Origin of the sequence: Nocardia brasiliensis ATCC 700358, from assembly GCF_000250675.2 — a bacterium.
GTDB classification, from domain to species: Bacteria; Actinomycetota; Actinomycetes; order Mycobacteriales; family Mycobacteriaceae; genus Nocardia; species Nocardia brasiliensis_B.
Window position 1 is genome coordinate 397,663 of the sequence record NC_018681.1, and the last position, 16,881, is coordinate 414,543.

The 16,881-nt window shown below is 68.3% G+C and carries 18 protein-coding genes and 1 tRNA gene; 9 read left to right on the forward strand and 10 right to left on the reverse strand.

Annotated elements, in window-relative coordinates; translation table 11 throughout:
* Nucleotides 1-48: 48 nt before the first annotated feature.
* Nucleotides 49-1,230 (reverse strand): DUF418 domain-containing protein, encoded by a 1,182-nt coding sequence (locus O3I_RS01755; RefSeq protein ID WP_014981171.1) that lies wholly within the window; start codon nt 1,228-1,230, stop codon nt 49-51.
* 124 nt (nt 1,231-1,354) lie between these two features.
* Here O3I_RS01755 and O3I_RS01760 point away from each other — a divergent pair, with 124 nt between their 5' ends.
* A complete protein-coding gene (locus tag O3I_RS01760; protein ID WP_014981172.1) occupies nt 1,355-2,122 on the forward strand; it encodes a TetR/AcrR family transcriptional regulator in 768 nt (255 codons plus the stop codon).
* A 35-nt stretch (nt 2,123-2,157) separates the two neighbouring features.
* Here O3I_RS01760 and O3I_RS42315 read toward each other — a convergent pair whose 3' ends face one another.
* The 4 genes from O3I_RS42315 to O3I_RS01780 form a co-directional block, all read right to left on the reverse strand.
* Nucleotides 2,158-2,742 carry a Uma2 family endonuclease gene (locus O3I_RS42315; protein WP_014981173.1) on the reverse strand — a complete coding sequence of 195 codons (585 nt, stop codon included), beginning with the start codon at nt 2,740-2,742 and terminating at the stop codon, nt 2,158-2,160.
* Nucleotides 2,743-2,933: 191 nt separating this feature from the next.
* Nucleotides 2,934-3,007, reverse strand: a tRNA-Pro gene (locus O3I_RS01770).
* Nucleotides 3,008-3,087: 80 nt separating this feature from the next.
* Entirely contained in the window at nt 3,088-4,602 is a 1,515-nt protein-coding gene (locus tag O3I_RS01775; RefSeq protein WP_014981174.1) for a hypothetical protein, read from the reverse strand.
* A gap of 38 nt (nt 4,603-4,640) precedes the next feature.
* Nucleotides 4,641-5,603: a metallophosphoesterase gene (locus O3I_RS01780; RefSeq protein WP_014981175.1), complete on the reverse strand. Its 963-nt coding sequence runs from the start codon at nt 5,601-5,603 to the stop codon at nt 4,641-4,643.
* 159 nt (nt 5,604-5,762) lie between these two features.
* Here O3I_RS01780 and O3I_RS01785 point away from each other — a divergent pair, with 159 nt between their 5' ends.
* Nucleotides 5,763-6,227, forward strand: coding sequence for a GatB/YqeY domain-containing protein (locus O3I_RS01785; protein WP_014981176.1), 465 nt, complete (start codon nt 5,763-5,765; stop codon nt 6,225-6,227).
* A gap of 67 nt (nt 6,228-6,294) precedes the next feature.
* Here O3I_RS01785 and O3I_RS01790 read toward each other — a convergent pair whose 3' ends face one another.
* Nucleotides 6,295-8,664: a penicillin-binding protein gene (locus O3I_RS01790; RefSeq protein WP_014981177.1), complete on the reverse strand. Its 2,370-nt coding sequence runs from the start codon at nt 8,662-8,664 to the stop codon at nt 6,295-6,297.
* 359 nt (nt 8,665-9,023) lie between these two features.
* Between O3I_RS01790 and O3I_RS01795 the strand changes: the two genes are divergently transcribed.
* Complete coding sequence (locus O3I_RS01795) at nt 9,024-9,347, forward strand: WhiB family transcriptional regulator (protein WP_014981178.1); 324 nt, start codon at nt 9,024-9,026, stop codon at nt 9,345-9,347.
* A gap of 97 nt (nt 9,348-9,444) precedes the next feature.
* Here O3I_RS01795 and O3I_RS01800 read toward each other — a convergent pair whose 3' ends face one another.
* The gene (locus tag O3I_RS01800) at nt 9,445-10,566 is read right to left on the reverse strand and encodes an ArsA family ATPase (protein WP_014981179.1); all 1,122 of its coding nucleotides are present in this window, start codon (nt 10,564-10,566) and stop codon (nt 9,445-9,447) included.
* Complete coding sequence (locus O3I_RS01805) at nt 10,563-11,582, reverse strand: ArsA-related P-loop ATPase (protein ID WP_014981180.1); 1,020 nt, start codon at nt 11,580-11,582, stop codon at nt 10,563-10,565. The genes O3I_RS01800 and O3I_RS01805 overlap by 4 nt, the downstream gene beginning before the upstream one ends.
* Before the next feature lie 194 nt (nt 11,583-11,776).
* Between O3I_RS01805 and O3I_RS44405 the strand changes: the two genes are divergently transcribed.
* From O3I_RS44405 to O3I_RS01815, 3 genes are all read left to right on the forward strand, one after another.
* Complete coding sequence (locus O3I_RS44405) at nt 11,777-11,938, forward strand: DUF4177 domain-containing protein (RefSeq protein ID WP_014981181.1); 162 nt, start codon at nt 11,777-11,779, stop codon at nt 11,936-11,938.
* A 13-nt stretch (nt 11,939-11,951) separates the two neighbouring features.
* The gene (locus O3I_RS01810) at nt 11,952-12,419 is read left to right on the forward strand and encodes a RidA family protein (RefSeq protein WP_014981182.1); all 468 of its coding nucleotides are present in this window, start codon (nt 11,952-11,954) and stop codon (nt 12,417-12,419) included.
* Between the two features lie 186 nt (nt 12,420-12,605).
* Entirely contained in the window at nt 12,606-13,397 is a 792-nt protein-coding gene (locus O3I_RS01815) for an MBL fold metallo-hydrolase (protein ID WP_014981183.1), read from the forward strand.
* Nucleotides 13,398-13,463: 66 nt separating this feature from the next.
* On the opposite strand, the gene O3I_RS01820 is transcribed toward O3I_RS01815, so the two are convergent.
* A complete protein-coding gene (locus tag O3I_RS01820) occupies nt 13,464-14,138 on the reverse strand; it encodes a Crp/Fnr family transcriptional regulator (protein ID WP_011206875.1) in 675 nt (224 codons plus the stop codon).
* A 218-nt stretch (nt 14,139-14,356) separates the two neighbouring features.
* Nucleotides 14,357-14,584 (reverse strand): hypothetical protein, encoded by a 228-nt coding sequence (locus tag O3I_RS01825; protein WP_014981184.1) that lies wholly within the window; start codon nt 14,582-14,584, stop codon nt 14,357-14,359.
* A gap of 238 nt (nt 14,585-14,822) precedes the next feature.
* On the opposite strand from O3I_RS01825, the gene nth reads away from it, so the two are divergent.
* The 3 genes from nth to O3I_RS01840 are packed head-to-tail and all read left to right on the forward strand — an operon-like array spanning nt 14,823 to nt 16,872.
* A complete protein-coding gene (gene nth, locus O3I_RS01830; RefSeq protein ID WP_051066873.1) occupies nt 14,823-15,524 on the forward strand; it encodes an endonuclease III in 702 nt (233 codons plus the stop codon).
* Nucleotides 15,521-16,159, forward strand: coding sequence for a TlpA disulfide reductase family protein (locus tag O3I_RS01835; RefSeq protein ID WP_141691666.1), 639 nt, complete (start codon nt 15,521-15,523; stop codon nt 16,157-16,159). The genes nth and O3I_RS01835 overlap by 4 nt, the downstream gene beginning before the upstream one ends.
* A complete protein-coding gene (locus O3I_RS01840) occupies nt 16,156-16,872 on the forward strand; it encodes an NUDIX hydrolase (protein ID WP_014981187.1) in 717 nt (238 codons plus the stop codon). Before O3I_RS01835 ends, O3I_RS01840 begins: the two co-directional genes overlap by 4 nt.
* Nucleotides 16,873-16,881 lie beyond the last annotated feature (9 nt).

The window sequence follows — 16,881 nt, forward strand, 5'->3', positions numbered from 1 at the left end:
GCCACCCTCCCGGCCGAACCGCGCCGATCAGCGCGATGGTGAGGGGTGTCACCCCGGCGTGCTGCGCCAGGCGGGGCGGCGGGCATTGGTGAGCCAGCGCAGGATCCACTCCGCGGGGCCGTATCGGTAGCGGCGCAACCACACCGCGCTGACCACCAGCTGGAGCCCGAAGACGAGCACCGCCACCGCCATGGTCGCGGCGGGCGACAGGCGGCCCGCCCAGCCGAGACCGACGCCGGTGAACAGGAGCAGGCCGATCGCGGATTGACCGAGATAGTTGGTCAGCGCGATCCGTCCGGCCGGGGCCAGCGCGGTGCGGATCCACGCGGTGCGGGGGCTGTGCATCAGCCGCAGCAGCGTCGCGACGTACGCGGCCGACAGCAGGGGCGCGGTGGCGACGCTGACCGCCACCGCGAGCGTGGTGCCGGTCCCGCCGCCGAGGGTGTAGAGCACGCTGCCCGCCAAGCCGATCGAGAAGCCGATCCACTGGATGCGGCGCAGCACCGGTTCGTCACCCCGCACCCGCGCCAGCAGCTTGCGGCGACCCGCGACCAGGCCGAGCAGGAACATCGCCAGCGCGGTCGGCCCCTGCAGGGTGATGGCCTGCAGGATCAGCAGCGGGAGTCCGTCGAGGTGGGTGCCGATGATCTCGCCCCAGCCACCGAGCATGGCCGCGGTTGTTTGCTCGGCGTTGGCTCGCGCCTGTTCCGGCGCAGGCAGCCAAGCGGCGGTATCCAGGAACAACCCGCTGATCAGCAGGCTTGACAGCACCAGGCCGTAGAGCACGCCGGCGATGCGCAGCGCGGTCCGGTCGGTGACCCTTCGCAGCAGGAAAAGCGCGAGGCAGGCGAGCGCGTAGGTGGTGAGCACATCGCCGCCGTACAGGAACACGATGTGCGCGACACCGATGAGGAACAACCCGGCGATGCGCCGCAGCATGCGCGGTCCGAATGCCGCGCCGGCGTCGGCCGCCGCGGTCAGCTGCAGGGTGAAGCTGTAGCCGAACAGGAACGAGAACAGCAGATAGAACTTCATGTCGACGAAGACCGTGGACAGTCCGCGGACCACCTCGTCGACCGGACCGGCGAACGCCGGATCGGTCACCAGGTTCCCCGGGTAGCCGGACGACATGAACGTGATGTTGACGATGAAAATGCCCAGCAGGGCGAAGCCGCGTAGCGCGTCTACGTCGTAGACACGGGTGCGCGGGGTGACCAGTTGATCGGTCATGGGCTGCCAGCTTCCTCGATTGACCGCGAATCTTAAATATCTAGTGGATACTATCCAATAGATACTATCTATGCGGCTAGTATGCAACCGGTCCTTTGTGCCGAACTCGAGGAAGGTGCCCGCAGTGCCCGACGAGGCAATGCCCGCGGAACTGAGCAGGTTGTGGCGGCTCGCCTCGCCACCGCAGCGGCTGGGACGGCCCGCCGAGCTCGACGTCGACCTCGTGGTGCGCAAGTCCGTCGAACTGGCCGACCGTGATGGGCTCGCGGGCGTCACGCTGATGAAAGTCGCTGCCGCCCTTGGTTTCACGAAGATGGCGCTGTACCGGCACGTCGGGTCCAAGGACGAACTCTTCGAGCTGATGGCCGATCACGCGGCCGGCCCGCCACCCGAATTCCCGCTCGCGCCCGCCGATTGGCGCGCGGAGCTGCGGCGCTGGGCGCACGCGATGCGGGCCACCCATCTGCGGCATCCGTGGCTGCCGCAACTGCCGATCTCGGGCCCGCCGCGTGGCCCGAACACCGTCGGCTGGATGGACGCGCACCTGCGCGTGCTGGCCGGCACGCCGCTCGACTGGGCCACCAAGGTCGCCGTCATGATGCTGGTCAGCGGTCACGTCCGCCAAGCGAGCCTGCTCACCCAGCAGTTGGCCGAAGGACGCGCGGACACCGGTCTCGACGAAGCTCAGGTCAACCAGGCCTACACCCGCTCCCTCGCCGCCCTGGTCGACCCGTCCCGCTACCCGGAAGCCGCGAAACTCTTCAGCTCCACCGTCTTCGACCCCCCACCCGCCACCCCCGCCGACCCCACCGAAGACCCGGACTTCACCGTCACCCTGGAAATCATCCTCAACGGCATCGCCCAAGAAATAGCCGCCGCCGAGTGCGCCTGACGGCCTAGCGCTAGGGCTGGAATTCGCGGTTGAGGTCAGTCGACGCCGAGGTCGAGTTCGTCCCACATGATTCGGACCTCTAAGGGGCTCAATGACTCGATCGCTACGGCAAACTGATCTGTGCGAGTCCGGTGCCGGTCGGCGACGTACTTTCCGTCCGAATTCAAGTAGAGCATCTCGACCGAGATCGCGGGACCGTCGTCGCGGGCCATGCGCACGATCCAGTAGTTTTCGATGCCGAATCGCGCGTACTCGGCCCGTTTGTCGATCATGTCCGCAGTGACAGTGCTCGGTGAGACTACTTCGACCACCAGCATGGTTTCCGCGATGGTCGGCTTCAACTTCCAGCGCCCACGGGGTTCTTCGATACAGCGGTAAACGATGACATCCGGTCGTTTGTAGTGCAGCGGTACTTCTGAGACGAGCATGTCGACATCACGATTGATACGCAGGCACGGCTCCGAGTCGGAACGTTTTGCGTAGGCATCGAGTAGCGCGCGTTCGATGTTGCGCGCGACCGCGTTGTGGTTGGGCGTGGCGGATTCGCAGAAAACGACCATCCCGTCTTGCACCTCGACGTTGCGCGCGATGTCCTCGGGCATGGACAGGTAGTCGTCCATGTCGACAGGAAAGACGTACGTCTTCGGAGTAGACCAGTCGAAGAGTTCCGACACGGTGACCGTCCTTCAGTGTGGTAGTCGCTGCAATCGTAGGACACAACGGCTGCCGGCTGCCCCGCGCAAACCAGTCCCGGAAACAAGTCCGCCCCCGGCCGTTGGGCAGGGGGCGAACTGTTCGTCTCAACCACGAGTCGGGGTGACAGGATTTGAACCTGCGACCTCTTCGTCCCGAACGAAGCGCGCTACCAAGCTGCGCCACACCCCGTGAATCGAACCTGCAGTAGCTTACAACAGGGACGGCCTGGACGTTAAACCGCCTGTTCAGCGGGGGTATCGCGACGCGGTCTAGCCCTCGTGCGCGCGGATGCTGGTGAAGATGCGCTTGGCGGTGTCGGCGTCGAGGGCGTTCGGCACGCCGGTGTCGGCGGCGATCACCATGACGAAGTTGCCGCTGTCGGTGGGGTAGGCCACGGTGAAGACGGAGTAGGCCGTCGCGCAGCCGGGCTTGGCCTGGGTGACGGTGCCCTTGGTCTCCACGAACATGCCGTGCTGGGTGCCGTCCAGCGATTCGAGCGGCACCGGCGTGCTCGGCGTGCCGTTGGTCGAGGCGGTGTAGGCGAGCTTGGCCGTCCGGGTGCCGAGATCGGTTGCCGCCGTTGCGGAATCGGGGCTCTGCGAACCGGTGAGGAAGGACACGGTGCGGGTGGAGCCGGGGCAGTAGCCCTTGCCGTCGCTGGCATATCCCTTGCCCGCGACCGCGTTCGGTGGTTCGCCGAACCCGCCGATGGCGGTCTCCGGCGCGATCGTCCAGCCGGTGGGCACGTCGTACGCGGCGCCCCGGTCGGGCGCGACGACGACCTGGTAGCCGGGGATCACGGGGGTTTCGTTGCGGCCGTTGGGGTTGGTCGTCGGCGCCGCGGAGGTGGTCTTGGTCGGCGCCGGCTCGGTGCTGGCGCTGGGCGTGAGCGCGCTCACCATCGACGGCGAGTTCTCTTGCGCCGCAGAGTCGTCCGAGCCGCGCCCGGCCAGCGTGACCGCTGTCACCGCACCCGCCACAACCAAGAGCACCACGAGCCCGATCAGCAGCGCCGCTTTGCCGCGGCCACCCGGCTGTGGTCCGCCCATGCCGTGGCCGGGCGGCTGCGGCGGCCCGCCGAACCCGCTCTGCGGCCCGTAGCCGCCCGGCTGTCCGTATTGCGGCGTGCCGTACGCGGGGGCTTGATACTGCTCGATCGGCGGCACCTCGCCGTACTGGCCTGGTGCCGGTTGCCATTGCAGCCCGGGGTCGGGCTGGCCTAGTCGAGTGGCCTGTGGATAACCGAGCAGCGTCGGCGCGGCTTCGGCCGCGCGATGCTGATTCGGGTCGGCCCCCAGGCTGGGCTGCCACAGTCCTGCCGGTTCACCACCGCCCGGCGCGCCGCCGGGCACCGGCTGTGCCAGCAGCGTCGGGTCGGCCTGCGCCGGGGACTGCCATCCCGCGGGCTGGGCGGTGCCGCCCGGCTGCCACTGCACCGTCGGCGCGGGCGCGCTAGGCCCGGGCTGCCACTGATAGTTGGGGCGTGCCTGATTCGGGTCGGCTCCGGCATGCTGGTCGGGCACAGCGGCATTCGGCTGCCATTGCAGCGTGGGATCGGCGCCCTGGCCCGCTTCGGCCTGGCGTTCGGCCCAGCCGGCCGGCGGCTGCCAGGTTTGATGGAAGCCGGAGTCCCGCTTCCACGGGCGGCCCTGCGCCTGCTGTTCGGCATCCGCGTCCCGGGGTGCGGACGGGTCGAATTGCGCGTCGCCGGACGGGTACGGGTACGGCACACCGGGCTGGCCCAGAACCGTCGGGTCGTTGCGCCGGTCGTCGAATCCACTCACAGTTGTCCCCTGCCTGACACAAGTCTCGGCACGCGACCTTAGCGGGCGATGGCCTCCGATGCGGACACGCCCTGGCCCGAGTCCGTCGCCGGACGCTTCGGGGGCGCGGCGACCAGCGTCAACAGGGTCGCCTCGGGGCGGCAGCAGAAGCGGTACGGCGCCCACGGCGAGGTGCCGACGCCCGCGGAGACGTGCAGCTGGGTGTGCTCACCCCACTTCGACGGACCCTTCACCCGGGACCGGTCGATACCGCAGTTGGTGACCAGCGCGCCGTATCCGGGCAGGCACAACTGACCGCCGTGCGTGTGCCCGGCCATGATCAGGTCGTAGCCGTCGTCGGCGAAGCGGTCCAGCACCCGCGGCTCGGGCGAGTGGGTCAGGCCGATGCGCAAGTCCGCCAACGGGTTCGGGGTGCCGGCGATGGTGTCGTAGCGGTCCCGCTGCAGGTGCGGGTCGTCCACGCCCGCGGTGGCGATGCGGATGCCGGCCACCTCGAGGTCGCGGCGCACGTGCGTCAGGTCCAGCCAGCCGCGCTCGGTGAAGGCCGCGCGCAGGTCTTTCCACGGCAGCGGGGCGCCGTAGACGCGCCGGTGATCCTTCTTGAAGTATTTCAGCGGGTTCTTCGGCACCGGCGCGAAGTAGTCGTTGCTCCCGAAAACGAAAAGCCCCGGGCGGGAAAGCAATCCGCCGAGGGCCTGGACTACCGCGGGTACCGACTTCTGGTGCGAGAGGTTGTCGCCGGTGTTGACGACCAGATCCGGCTCCAGCCGGTCCAGTTCGCGCAGCCACTGCTGCTTGTGCTTCTGGCCGGGTGTCATGTGCAGATCGCTGATGTGGAGCACCCGCAGCGAGGACGACCCCGGCGCGAGCACCGGCATGGTTGCCTCCCGCAGAACGAAGGCGTTGCGTTCGACCAGCGAGGCGTAGCCGATTCCGGCCACCGCCGCCCCAGCGGCTCCCAACGCGGTCGTGCGGACAGCAGAGGTCGAGATCACGGGCATTTGCCCAGCATAGGTGACCTCGCTGCGGATCGCCGAGTGTGTTTACGCACAAGGCCTTGCGCGAGCGCCGTCGATCGGCGTGCGCGCGAGCGCCGATATTCGCCATCGGCGGGGCAAATGTGGTGGGCGCTGCGTGCGCGAGCGGCTACCGTGAGCCTCATGTCGGAACTCAAAGCGCAACTGCGGACGGATATGACCGCCGCGATGAAAGCCAAGGATACGCTGCGTCTTTCCACACTGCGGATGCTGCTCGCCGCGATCCAGACGGCCGAGGTGGCCGGCGCCGAGGCCCGCGAGCTCTCCGACGCCGACGTGATCGCCGTATTGCAGAAAGAGGCGAAGAAGCGCAGCGAGTCGGCCGAGATCTACACCCAGAACGGGCGTGGCGAGTTGGCGGCCAACGAACACGCCGAGGCCAGGATCATCGACGAATACCTGCCGACCCAGCTGTCCGAGGCCGAGGTCGCCGATCTCGCCGATACGGCGATCGCTCAGGTGGCCGAGCAGCTCGGCGAACGTCCCGGCATGCGCCAGATGGGGCAGGTCATGAAGATCGCCACCGCGCTCGCCGAGGGCAAGGCCGACGGCTCGCGCATCTCCGCCGCGGTCAAAGCACGCCTCTGATCGGCGTGCGGCCACGGCCGCGCAACGCGAAGGGCCGCGAACTGGCGAGTTCGCGGCCCTTCGTGCGTCAGCGGGGGATGGGGATCGGGATCGGGATGGGCGGCAGCAGCGGTGGCGGCGGCAACCCGGGGATGATCCCCGGCGGTGGCGGCGGACCGGGTGGCGGTGCGGCCCGTTGCGTGCCGTCACTGACGTAGAGCGTGATCACCGAGCCGGGAATGGCCGAGCCGTTCGGCGCGGTACCCATCACGGTGCCCTTGGCCTGTGCGCCCGGCCCGGTCACCGGCGTCACCTGGAACCCGGCGCCGACGAGCGCGGCGGTCGCCGCGCCCTGGGTCATGCCCACCACGTCGGGCACCTGGGCGTTGTTCGAGCCGCGCACGTACTTGTCGTCCAGCGGCGGCAGCGCGGGCGGCGGGAATTGGCCGAGCACGGGTTTGATCGAGTTGAACCAGCTGCGTGCGGGCTCGTTACCACCGAACAGGTTGCCGTCGCCGCAGTTGCGCAGCGGGAACGAGCAGATCTCGCCCGGCGTCGGGCTGTCGCCGTACACGTAGGTGGCGGCGGCCAGCGAGTTGGTGAAGCCGAGGAAGGCCGACGAGCGGTGGCTTTCGGTGGTGCCGGTCTTGCCGGACAGCGGCGCGGCCCACCCCGCGGACTGGGCGGCGCCGGCGGCGGTGCCGCTGATGTCGTCCTTGCTCATCGCGTTGGCCAGGGTGTTCGCCAGGCCGGGTTCGACGACCTGCTCGCAGGCCTGCTGGGTGAGCGGCACCTGCCTGCCCTGCCGGTCCACGACCTCCTTGATCGGGTTCGGCGGGCACCACTTGCCGCCGGAGGCGAGCGTCGCGGCGACGTTGGACAACTCCAGCGGGTTGATCGCGACCGGACCGAGGGTGAAGGAGCCGAGGTTCTGCTCCTTGATCATGTCGGCGAGGCTCTGGTTGCCGTGGCCGGAGGTGCCCGCCTCGGTGTAGGAGCGCATGCCGAGCCGGACCGCCATGTCGACGGTGGGCGTCACGCCGACGGCCTGGATCAGCTTGACGAACGCGGTGTTCGGTGAGGTCGCCAGCGCCTCGGTGACCGACATCGGCGACTTGTACTTGCCCGCGTTCTCCACGCAGTAGGTGGCGGGCGGGCAGCCGCGGGCGCCGCCGTTACCCATGCCCTTGGCCTCGAAGCGGCCGGGCACGTCGAGCTGGGCGTTGATGCCCAGGCCCTTCTCCATGGCGGCCGCGGTGGTGAAGATCTTGAAGATCGAGCCCGCGCCGTCGCCGACCATCGAATACGGCTGCGGCTGCACGGTTTCGTTCGCGTCGCGGTTCAGGCCGTAGGTGCGGCTGCTCGCCATCGCGACCAACGGATGTGAGTCCTGGCCCGGCGCGACGACGGACATCACCTGGGCGATGTTGTCGAGATTCGGGTTCGCCGAGTCGGTCACCGAGCGCTTCACCGAGTCCTGCACCGCAGGATCGAGCGTCGTCCGGATCAGGTAGCCGCCTTTGTCGATCTGCTCGCGGCTGATGCCCGCGTTGGCGAGGTACTGCAGCGCGTAGTCGCAGAAGAAACCGCGGTCGTGGGCGGCGATGCAGCCGCGCGGCAAACCCTTCGGCTCGGGCAGCACGCCGAGCGGCTTGGTCTTGGCGTCGCGGAACTCGTCGGCCCGGCTGGGGATGTTCTGGATCATGGTGTCGAGCACGGTGTTGCGCCGGGCCAGCACGCCCTCGGTGTTGGTGTAGGGGTTCAGCTTCGAGGAGCTCTGCACCATGCCGGCGAGCATCGCCGCCTGCGAGACGTTCAGCTCCGAGGCGTCGATGCCGAAGTAGGTCTGCGCGGCGTCCTGGATGCCGTAGGAGGAGTTGCCGAACGGCACCAGGTTCAGGTACCTGGTCAGGATCTCGTCCTTGGTGAGCTCGCGGTCCAGGGTGAGCGCCATCCGGATCTCGCGGATCTTGCGGGCGGGAGTCGTCTCGATCGCGGCCCGGCGTTCGGCGTCGGTCTTGGCCACGACCAGCAGCTGGAAGTTCTTGACGTACTGCTGGTCCAGCGTCGAGGCGCCCTGCTGCACCTCGCCGCTCGAGGTGTTGGTCAGGAACGCGCGCAACGTGCCCTGCCAGTCCACGCCCTCGTGTTCGGCGAAGCGCCGGTCCTCGATGGAGACGATCGCCAGCTTCATGTCGTTGGAGATCTTGTCGCTGGGCACTTCGAAGCGGCGTTGCTCGTACAGCCAGGCGATCGGTGCGCCGCTCGCGTCGACCATGGTGGACACCGCGGGCACGGTGCCCTCCACCAATTCCGAGGACACGTTGTCGACGGCGTCGGCGGCCCGGTTCGAGACGAACCCGAAACCGCCTGCGAGCGGGAACAGCAACCCGGCGACGAGCACGGCAGCCAGCAAGCAGCTGCCGGCCAGCCTCGCGAGCGTTTGTGTGATCGGCACGATCCTCAGACTACGGGGTGCGCTCCGAGCTCTCTTCCGTGCGTTTACCGGAGCGAGATTGATGACGGGTAATGGGCGTGTCGCGCGAGCGAGTCTGGCGTGTCGCGGGACGGCGCGCCGCGAATAACCCGGCCTCGCCGCCGCTCCGGGGATTTTGCAGGGACGGACGTACCAAAAAATCCGGGGGCGGTCTTGCGCTAGCCCCATACCTTTACCTAGATTGAGAACCCAGTGTGATAGAGCTAACACTCAAAGTGGAATGTGGTGCAGTTCGCAGCGGGGTTTGGGTTGCTGCGACGCTGACACGCGATTCTGGAGCGCCGTTGACCCGGTGTTCGGACTGCAAAGGGGCACACCAAATGCACATGACAACCCCCATCGCTCGATTGGACGTGGAGCAGGCCGAAGCAAGGATCGCCTGGGTAGCCCAGGCCCGATGCAAGGAAGTGGATCCCGATCAGTTGTTCGTCCGCGGCGCTGCCCAGCGCAAAGCCGCGACGATCTGCAGGCACTGCCCGGTGCTGATGCAGTGTGGTGCCGACGCGCTCGACAATCGAGTGGAGTTCGGTGTGTGGGGCGGTATGACCGAGCGGCAGCGGCGCGCGCTGCTCAAGCAGCACCCGGAAGTGACCTCCTGGGCCGACTTCTTCCAGGCCCAGCGCCAACATCAGGTGGCAATGTAGCCCCCGTGAACCCTCGGAACTGAGCCTGCGAAAGCGGGCTCAGTTCCGTTTGGGGGCAAAAGCTTCCGTTTGGACCTATAGCGGATGCGTCTATGTATCAAGCAGATGCTCGGTTGGTGGTCAGTTGATCACCTACGGCACGCAGCGCCTCGAGATCGGACACCTCGAACGGCAACGCGGTGACCGCGACGATCGGTACCCGCGGATGCGCCCCCGTAAACCGGTGCAGCAGATGCTGTTCGCGCTTGTCCGTGGCCACGCGACGGGCGTGAATGCGCAGCACCGCCGCGGTCAGCGGGTCCGAGTCCGCCAGTTGCTCCGCCACGGTCGCCGCCCGCCCGGCCGACAGCGTGCTCAGCGCCGGATGCGTCCGGTTGAGCACCAGGCCCGCCAGCGGCATCCGTTCGGTGGACAGCCGGTCCACGAAGAACGACGCCTCGCGCAGCGCGTCCGGTTCCGCGGCCGCCACCACCAGGAAGTGGGTGCCCGGCTTGGAGAGCATCGCGTAGGTCCGATCCGCGCGGTCCTGGAAGCCGCCGAACAGCGAGTCCAGCGATTGCAGGAAGTTCGATGCGTCCTTGAGCATCTGGCCGCCGACGATCGTGGACACCCCGCGCACCGCCAGGCTCATCGCGCCGGTGACCAGCCGGGTGACGCCGCGACCCGGCGCCATGATGACCCGGATCATCCTGCCGTTCAGGAAGTTTCCGAGCCGCTTCGGCGCGTCCAGGAAGTCGAGCGCGTTGCGCGACGGGGGAGTGTCGACCACGATCAGGTCCCACTCCTTGCGCCCGGCCAGCTGGCCGAGCTTCTCCATCGCCATGTACTCCTGCGTCCCGCCGAACGACGAGGCGACCGTTTGGTAGAAGGGATTGGCGAAGATCTGCTCGGCCTTCTCCGGGCTGGTGTGCTCGAGCACCATGTCGTCGAAGGTGCGGCGCATGTTCAGCATCATCGCGTGCAGCTCGCCCTTGGCCTCCGGACCGAGCGGCACCCGCTGCGGCGAATTGCCGAGATCGGCGACTCCGAGCGACTGTGCCAACCGGCGCGCCGGGTCGATGGTGAGCACCACGACCTTGCGGCCCCGTTCGGCCGCGCGCAACGCGATCGCCGCGGCGGTGGTGGTCTTGCCGACCCCGCCCGAGCCGCAGCAGACCACGACGCGCGCCGTCCGGTCTTCGATGATGCTCGAAATATCCAGTGGCGCAGGCGCGGTCATTTGACCCCTTGGGTACTCAAGTGTTCGGCCAGTTCATATAAGCCGCCGAGGTCCATGCCCTCCGGCAGCGCGGGCAGGTACAGGCGGGACACGTCGACCTTGGCGAGCTCGGCCGCGCTGTCGTCCTGCGCCTGCAAAGTGGCGGCGTGCTCGACTGTTTCGGTGATCAGACCCTGGAAGTCGTTGTCCGGCAGGGTGATCCCCGCGGCAGCGAGCCCGGCGCGGACGGCGTCGGTGTCCACCGCGCCCTGGGCGGCCGCGGCGCGCAGTTCGGGCGGCAGCTGACCCTCGGTGGCCCGGTTCACGATGACCGTGCCGATCCGCAGATCCGCCGCCTTCAATTCCGCGATCGCGTCGGCGGTTTCCTGCACCGGCAGCGCCTCGAGCAACGTGACCAAGTGGATCATCGTCTGATCCGAGTGCAGCAGCTTCGAGACGCCCTCGGCCTGGGAGGCGATCGGCCCGCCCTTGGCCACCTCGAGCATGGCCTGGGTGACGTCGAGGAAGCTGGCGATCCGGCCGGTCGGCGGCGCGTCGACCACGATCTCGTCGTAGACCCGCTTGCCGTCCTTGCCGACCCGGACCGCGGTCTCCTTGATCTTGCCCGTCAGGATGACGTCGCGCAGGCCGGGCGCGATCGTGGTGACGAACTCGATGGCGCCCATCCGGCGCATCGCCCGGCCCGCGAAGCCGAGGTTGTAGAACATGTCCAGGTATTCGAGGAAGGCGTGCTCGATATCGAGCGCGAGCGCGACCACCTCGCCGCCGCCGTCCGCGGTGGCGATCCGGGTCTCGGTCGGCGGCAGCGGCGGCAGGTCGAACAGCTGGGCGATCGACTGCCTGCTCTCCACCTCCACCAGCAGCACCCGCCGCCCGCCGGCCGCGAGGGCCAATGCCAGCGCCGCGGCCACGGTCGACTTGCCCGTGCCACCCTTGCCCGAGACGTAGTGCAAGCGAGCCTTCTCGGCACGTTCCGGCCAGCCTTTTTCGAGCTCGGGCTCGGCCGAAAGCGGCACTGCTGTTGGTACTCCCACGTTCGCGAGCCTATAACCCGTTCTGGGATCGCGCCCGAGGGATCCGCCTAGTGCCTGGTCCAGGCGGTGTATCTGTACCAGACAGTAGGATTTCGGGACGTTTTGCCCACCGCGCGCGGGCGTGCGGAACGCGATGCCGCAGGCGCGCTCCGGGAGCCGGCAACTACGCTCCTCCCATGAGTGAAGCGAGCTTGTGGGAGTACGCGACCGTGCCGCTGTTGACGCACGCGACCAAGCAGATTCTCGACCAGTGGGGCGCGGACGGATGGGAGCTGGTGACCGTGTTGCCGGGGCCGACCGGTGAACAGCACGTCGCCTACCTCAAGCGTCCGAAGTAAAGGAGACGGGGAGATGACCACAGCAACCCAGTGGGAAAGCAATCTCGCCCGGCTCGGCCTGACCCTGCCGCCCGTCGCGCCGCCGGTCGCCGCCTACATCCCGGCGATCCAGACCGGTTCGCTGGTCTACACCTCGGGTCAGCTGCCGTTCGTCAACGGTGAGCTGTCCGCGGTCGGCAAGGTCGGCGCCGAGGTGAGCACCGAGCAGGCACAGGAAGCCGCCCGCCTCTGCGCGCTCAACGCGCTCGCGGCCGTGCACGGACTGGTCGGGCTCGACCGGGTGGTGCGCGTGGTGAAGGTGGTCGGGTTCGTCGCCTCCGCACCGGGATACAACGATCAGCCGGTCGTGATCAACGGCGCCTCCGAATTCCTCGGCGAGGTCTTCGGCGATGCGGGCGTGCACGCGCGCTCCGCCGTCGGCGTCTCCGAACTGCCCAAGAACACCCCCGTCGAGGTCGAGATCATCGTCGAGGTGGGGTAATTCGGCCGCGCGGCCGCGAAGGGTCGCTCGTCAGGCTCGCTCCGTTGTGGCTGAGGGGCGGCCGGGCGTGCGGCACCCGATGGCCGCGCGGGGAGGTGCCGGGCGCGCGGCATGTGAAAGTCGCGCGCGTGGTTGTCTTTTGGGTAGACCACTCTGGAACGGCAGATCGCACTCGAGGACGATGGCATGGCACTTGAACATCCCGCGTACGGGCAATTACGGCAGGTCACCCCGACCGCAGCGGTGTTGCTCGCGGACAATCCGGGCCAGATGACGTTGCAGGGCACCAACACCTGGATCCTGCGCGCGCCGGGGCGATCGGACTGCGTGGTGGTCGATCCCGGTCCGCAGGACAAGGCGCACGGCGCGAAGATCGCCGAGGTCACCGGGGGCGAGATCGCGCTGACGCTGATCACGCATCGGCATCACGACCACACCGGCGGCATCGATCGGCTGGTGAAACTCACCGGAACCCCGGTGCGCGCCAAGGACTCCGAGTTTCTGCGCGGTTCGACCGCCCCGCTGGTCGACAGTGAGGTGATCGAGGCCGCGGGCCTGCGCATCACCGTGCTCGACACCCCGGGCCACACCGGCGACTCGGTGAGTTTCGTGCTCGATGACGCGGTGCTGACCGGTGACACGATTCTCGGCAGCGGCACCACCGTGCTGGATTCCAGCGACGGCACCCTGGCCGACTATCTGTCCTCGCTCGACCGTTTGGTCGAGGTCGGCGCGGGCAAGGCGCTGCTGCCGGCGCACGGGCCGGACCATCCCGACCTGGAGCCGGTGGCCCGCTACTACATCACGCACCGGCAGGAACGACTCGAACAGGTCCGCGAGGCGTTGCGGGTACTCGGCCCCGACGCGGGCGCGATGGCCGTGGTGCGCCGGGTGTACGCCGACGTCGACAAGCGGCTGTGGCTCGCCGCCCGCAGCTCGGTGCAGGCCCAGCTGGAATACCTGCGCGCCGAAGGCTGACGCGCATCGAAAACCGGCCTGCCGGATTCATGGAGCTGTGAATCCGGCAGGCGGTACACCTGTGGACTAGCGCGCGCGGCGGGCCAGGCGCTCGGAGTCGGAGATGAGCACGCTCTTGCCCTCCAGCCGCAGCCAACCGCGGTGCGCGAAGTCGGCGAGCGCCTTGTTCACGGTTTCGCGGGAGGCGCCGACCAGCTGGGCGATCTCCTCCTGGGTGAGGTCGTGGGTGACCCGCAGCGCACCGGCCTCCTGGGTGCCGAACCGCTGTGCGAGCTGCAGCAGCGCCTTGGCGACCCGGCCGGGCACGTCGGTGAAGATGAGGTCGGCCAGGTTGTTGTTGGTACGACGCAGGCGCCGGGCGAGGACGCGGAGCAACTGCTCGGCGATCTCGGGTCGCTGGTCGATCCAGGACTTGAGGGCGTCCCGGTCCATCGTCACGGCACGCACCTCGGTCACCGTGGTGGCGGTGGAGGTACGCGGGCCCGGATCGAAGATCGACAGCTCACCGAACATGTCCGAGGGGCCCATGATGGTCAGCAAATTCTCCCGGCCGTCGGGAGAACGACGTCCGATCTTCACCTTGCCCGAGGTGATGATGTAGAGCCGGTCACCCGGTTCACCTTCGTTGAAAATGACATGACCACGTGGGAAATCCACGGGCTGCAATTGCTTGGCGAGGGCGGCCACCGCAGTGGGCTCGACGCCCTGGAAGATGCCTGCTCTGGCGAGGGCCTCGTCCACTTATGTGCTCCTTATGGGAAATGGCTCTGTACTGGACCGAAAGCGACTCGGCCAACAGCGCAGTCTACGCGGCATGATGACAGCGTAGTGACAGACACCACGTAACGTGTGGATTGCATGGCGCAGCGAGGAACCGTACCAGTTTCTGATCTTGGCTTTCGCGGGCACCCACGTGGTTACCGCAGCTCTAGCCGCCGGGTCCGTCGGTCACTTCGGGGTCAGCTTGCTCGGGCCACATCCAGCTCTTCGCCCCGGGCGCGGCGCTTGCGCATCCGTGCCACGGCGGCGGGCAGGCCGAGCCTCGTCAGCTCTTTCACTTCTGCGTTGCTTGCCTTGTCCAGGTACTGCTGAACCTCTTCGTCGGGTTCGAGAAGTTTGCGGAGCCGGTTCTCGACCCGCTCCATACCCAGTGCGAACAGCATCAACAGCACTGGGAAGAGCACCACAGCGAGTCCTTGCATACGGAGGAGTAAACACGGTCTAGGTCTCAGATGGAACACGGCAACCGAACTGGACGGGCAACGCCGTCCGACAGTTCCGTATGGTGGACGGGTGCGTGTCACCCCTTCCAACGCCGCCGGAAACGGACGTGCGACTGCCGCCGCGGCGACCGATGCGCAAGCCACCGCGGCCGCTGCGCCGAAGCGGAAAACCCGCGCGCGACAGGCGGAAACCCAGCTCGGGCTGGTCCGTCGCGCGCGCCGGATGAACCGTGTGCTGGCCGAGGCTTTTCCGGACGCGCACTGTGAGCTGGATTTCCGCACGCCGCTCGAATTGGCGGTCGCGACAATACTTTCCGCGCAGTCCACCGATGTGCGGGTGAATCTCACCACGCCCGCGCTCTTCGCGAAGTACCCCGATGCCCGCGCCTACGCCGAGGCGAACCGCGCGGAGCTGGAGGAATACGTTCGCTCGACAGGTTTCTACCGCAACAAGGCGAACTCGCTGATCGGCCTCGGACAGGCCCTGCTCGAGCGGCACCACGGTGAGTTGCCTCACACCATGGACGAATTGGTGCAGTTGCCCGGCATCGGGCGCAAGACCGCGAACGTCATCCTGGGCAACGCGTTCGGCGTGCCGGGCATCACGGTCGACACCCATTTCGGTCGCCTGGTGCGGCGCTGGCAGTGGACCGCCGAGGAAGACCCGGTGAAGGTCGAGCACATCATCGGCGAGCTGATCGAGCGCAAAGAGTGGACGATGCTCTCGCATCGGGTGATCTTCCACGGCCGCCGGGTGTGTCATGCCAGGAAGCCGGCCTGCGGTGTGTGCGTGCTCGCCAAGGACTGCCCGTCCTTCGGTGCCGGTCCCACCGATCCCGACACCGCGGCCGATCTGGTCAAAGGTCCCGAGAAGGAGCATCTGCTCGAGCTGGTCGGCCGGTGAGGGGAGTCCCGGTTGCCTGGCGATGGGCGCTGGCCGGATTGATCGCTGTGCTGGCGCTGACGGTCGCGCTGTGGCCGCGCGGCGATCGCGACGCCGATCCTGCGCCGGATGCCGCGCGGTCGCCGCGCAGCGCCGGAGTTGCCGAACAGCAACGCGCCGCCGCGGATCTCGCGCCGTGCCCGCGACCTGCCGCGGGCGCGCAGAGCGCCGGTCCGCTCGCGGGCATCACGCTGACCTGCCTGGCCGACGGTGCGCCGGTGGAGCTGGCCGCCGCGCTCGCGGGTAAGCCCGCGCTGCTGAACCTCTGGGCCTACTGGTGCGGGCCGTGTGCGCAAGAATTGCCGTATTTGCAGCAGTTCGCCCGGCGCGCCGGAAACGCGATTACCGTGCTGACCGTGCACAGCGACCCCGACGAGGCCAAGGCGATCGCCCGGCTGACTGGACTCGACGTGAAGCTGCCTGGTGTACTCGATGCCGACACGCGGGTGCGGACCGTCGTCGGCGCCCCTGCGGTACTGCCTGTTTCGGTGCTGGTCCGGGCGGACGGTTCGGTGGCGCGGGTGGAGGTGCGCGCGTTCAGCGGGGTCGACGACATCGCGAACACCGTCGCCCGGGAGCTGGGAGTAGCCGCATGACCATCCCTGTGCCCAAGGACATTCCGAAATGGCTGAGCCGGGCCACCGAGCCCGACACCGACTCGTCGGACACCCTCACGCTGGCGCGCACGCTGCGCCGCGCCATGACGGTCACCACGACCCCGCGGCAGGCGGCGGTGCTCGTGCTGTTCGGCGGATCGCCCGAAGCCGACCCCGCCGCGCCCGGCGGGCTACCCGCGGACGCGGAGGTGTTGCTCACCCAGCGTGCCGCCACCCTGCGCCAGCATCGCGGCCAGGTCGCCTTTCCCGGCGGCGCGGTCGATCCCGGTGACACCGGGCCGATCGACACCGCGCTGCGCGAAGCCTGTGAGGAGACCGGGCTGGACCGGTCCGGCGTCGAGCCGCTGGCGATTCTGCCGAAGCTGTTCGTGCCGCCCTCCCGATTCGACGTGACACCGGTCGTGGCCTACTGGCGCACGCCGAGCGTGGTCGGGGTGGTCGACGCGAGTGAGACCGAGCGAGTGGTGCGGGTGCGCCTGGCCGAGCTGCTCGATCCGGCCAACCGCTTCCTGGTCCGCGGCAGCCTCGGCTACCAGAGTCCCGCCTTCCAGGTGGACGGCATGCTGGTCTGGGGGCTGACCGGGGGCATCCTCGCTGGAATCTGCAAAACCGCGGGCTGGGAACAAGAGTGGGACCACACCGACGTACGTGATCTGGAGACGGCACTGGCTGCAGTGGGAATGACCTTATGAGGGAGCGTC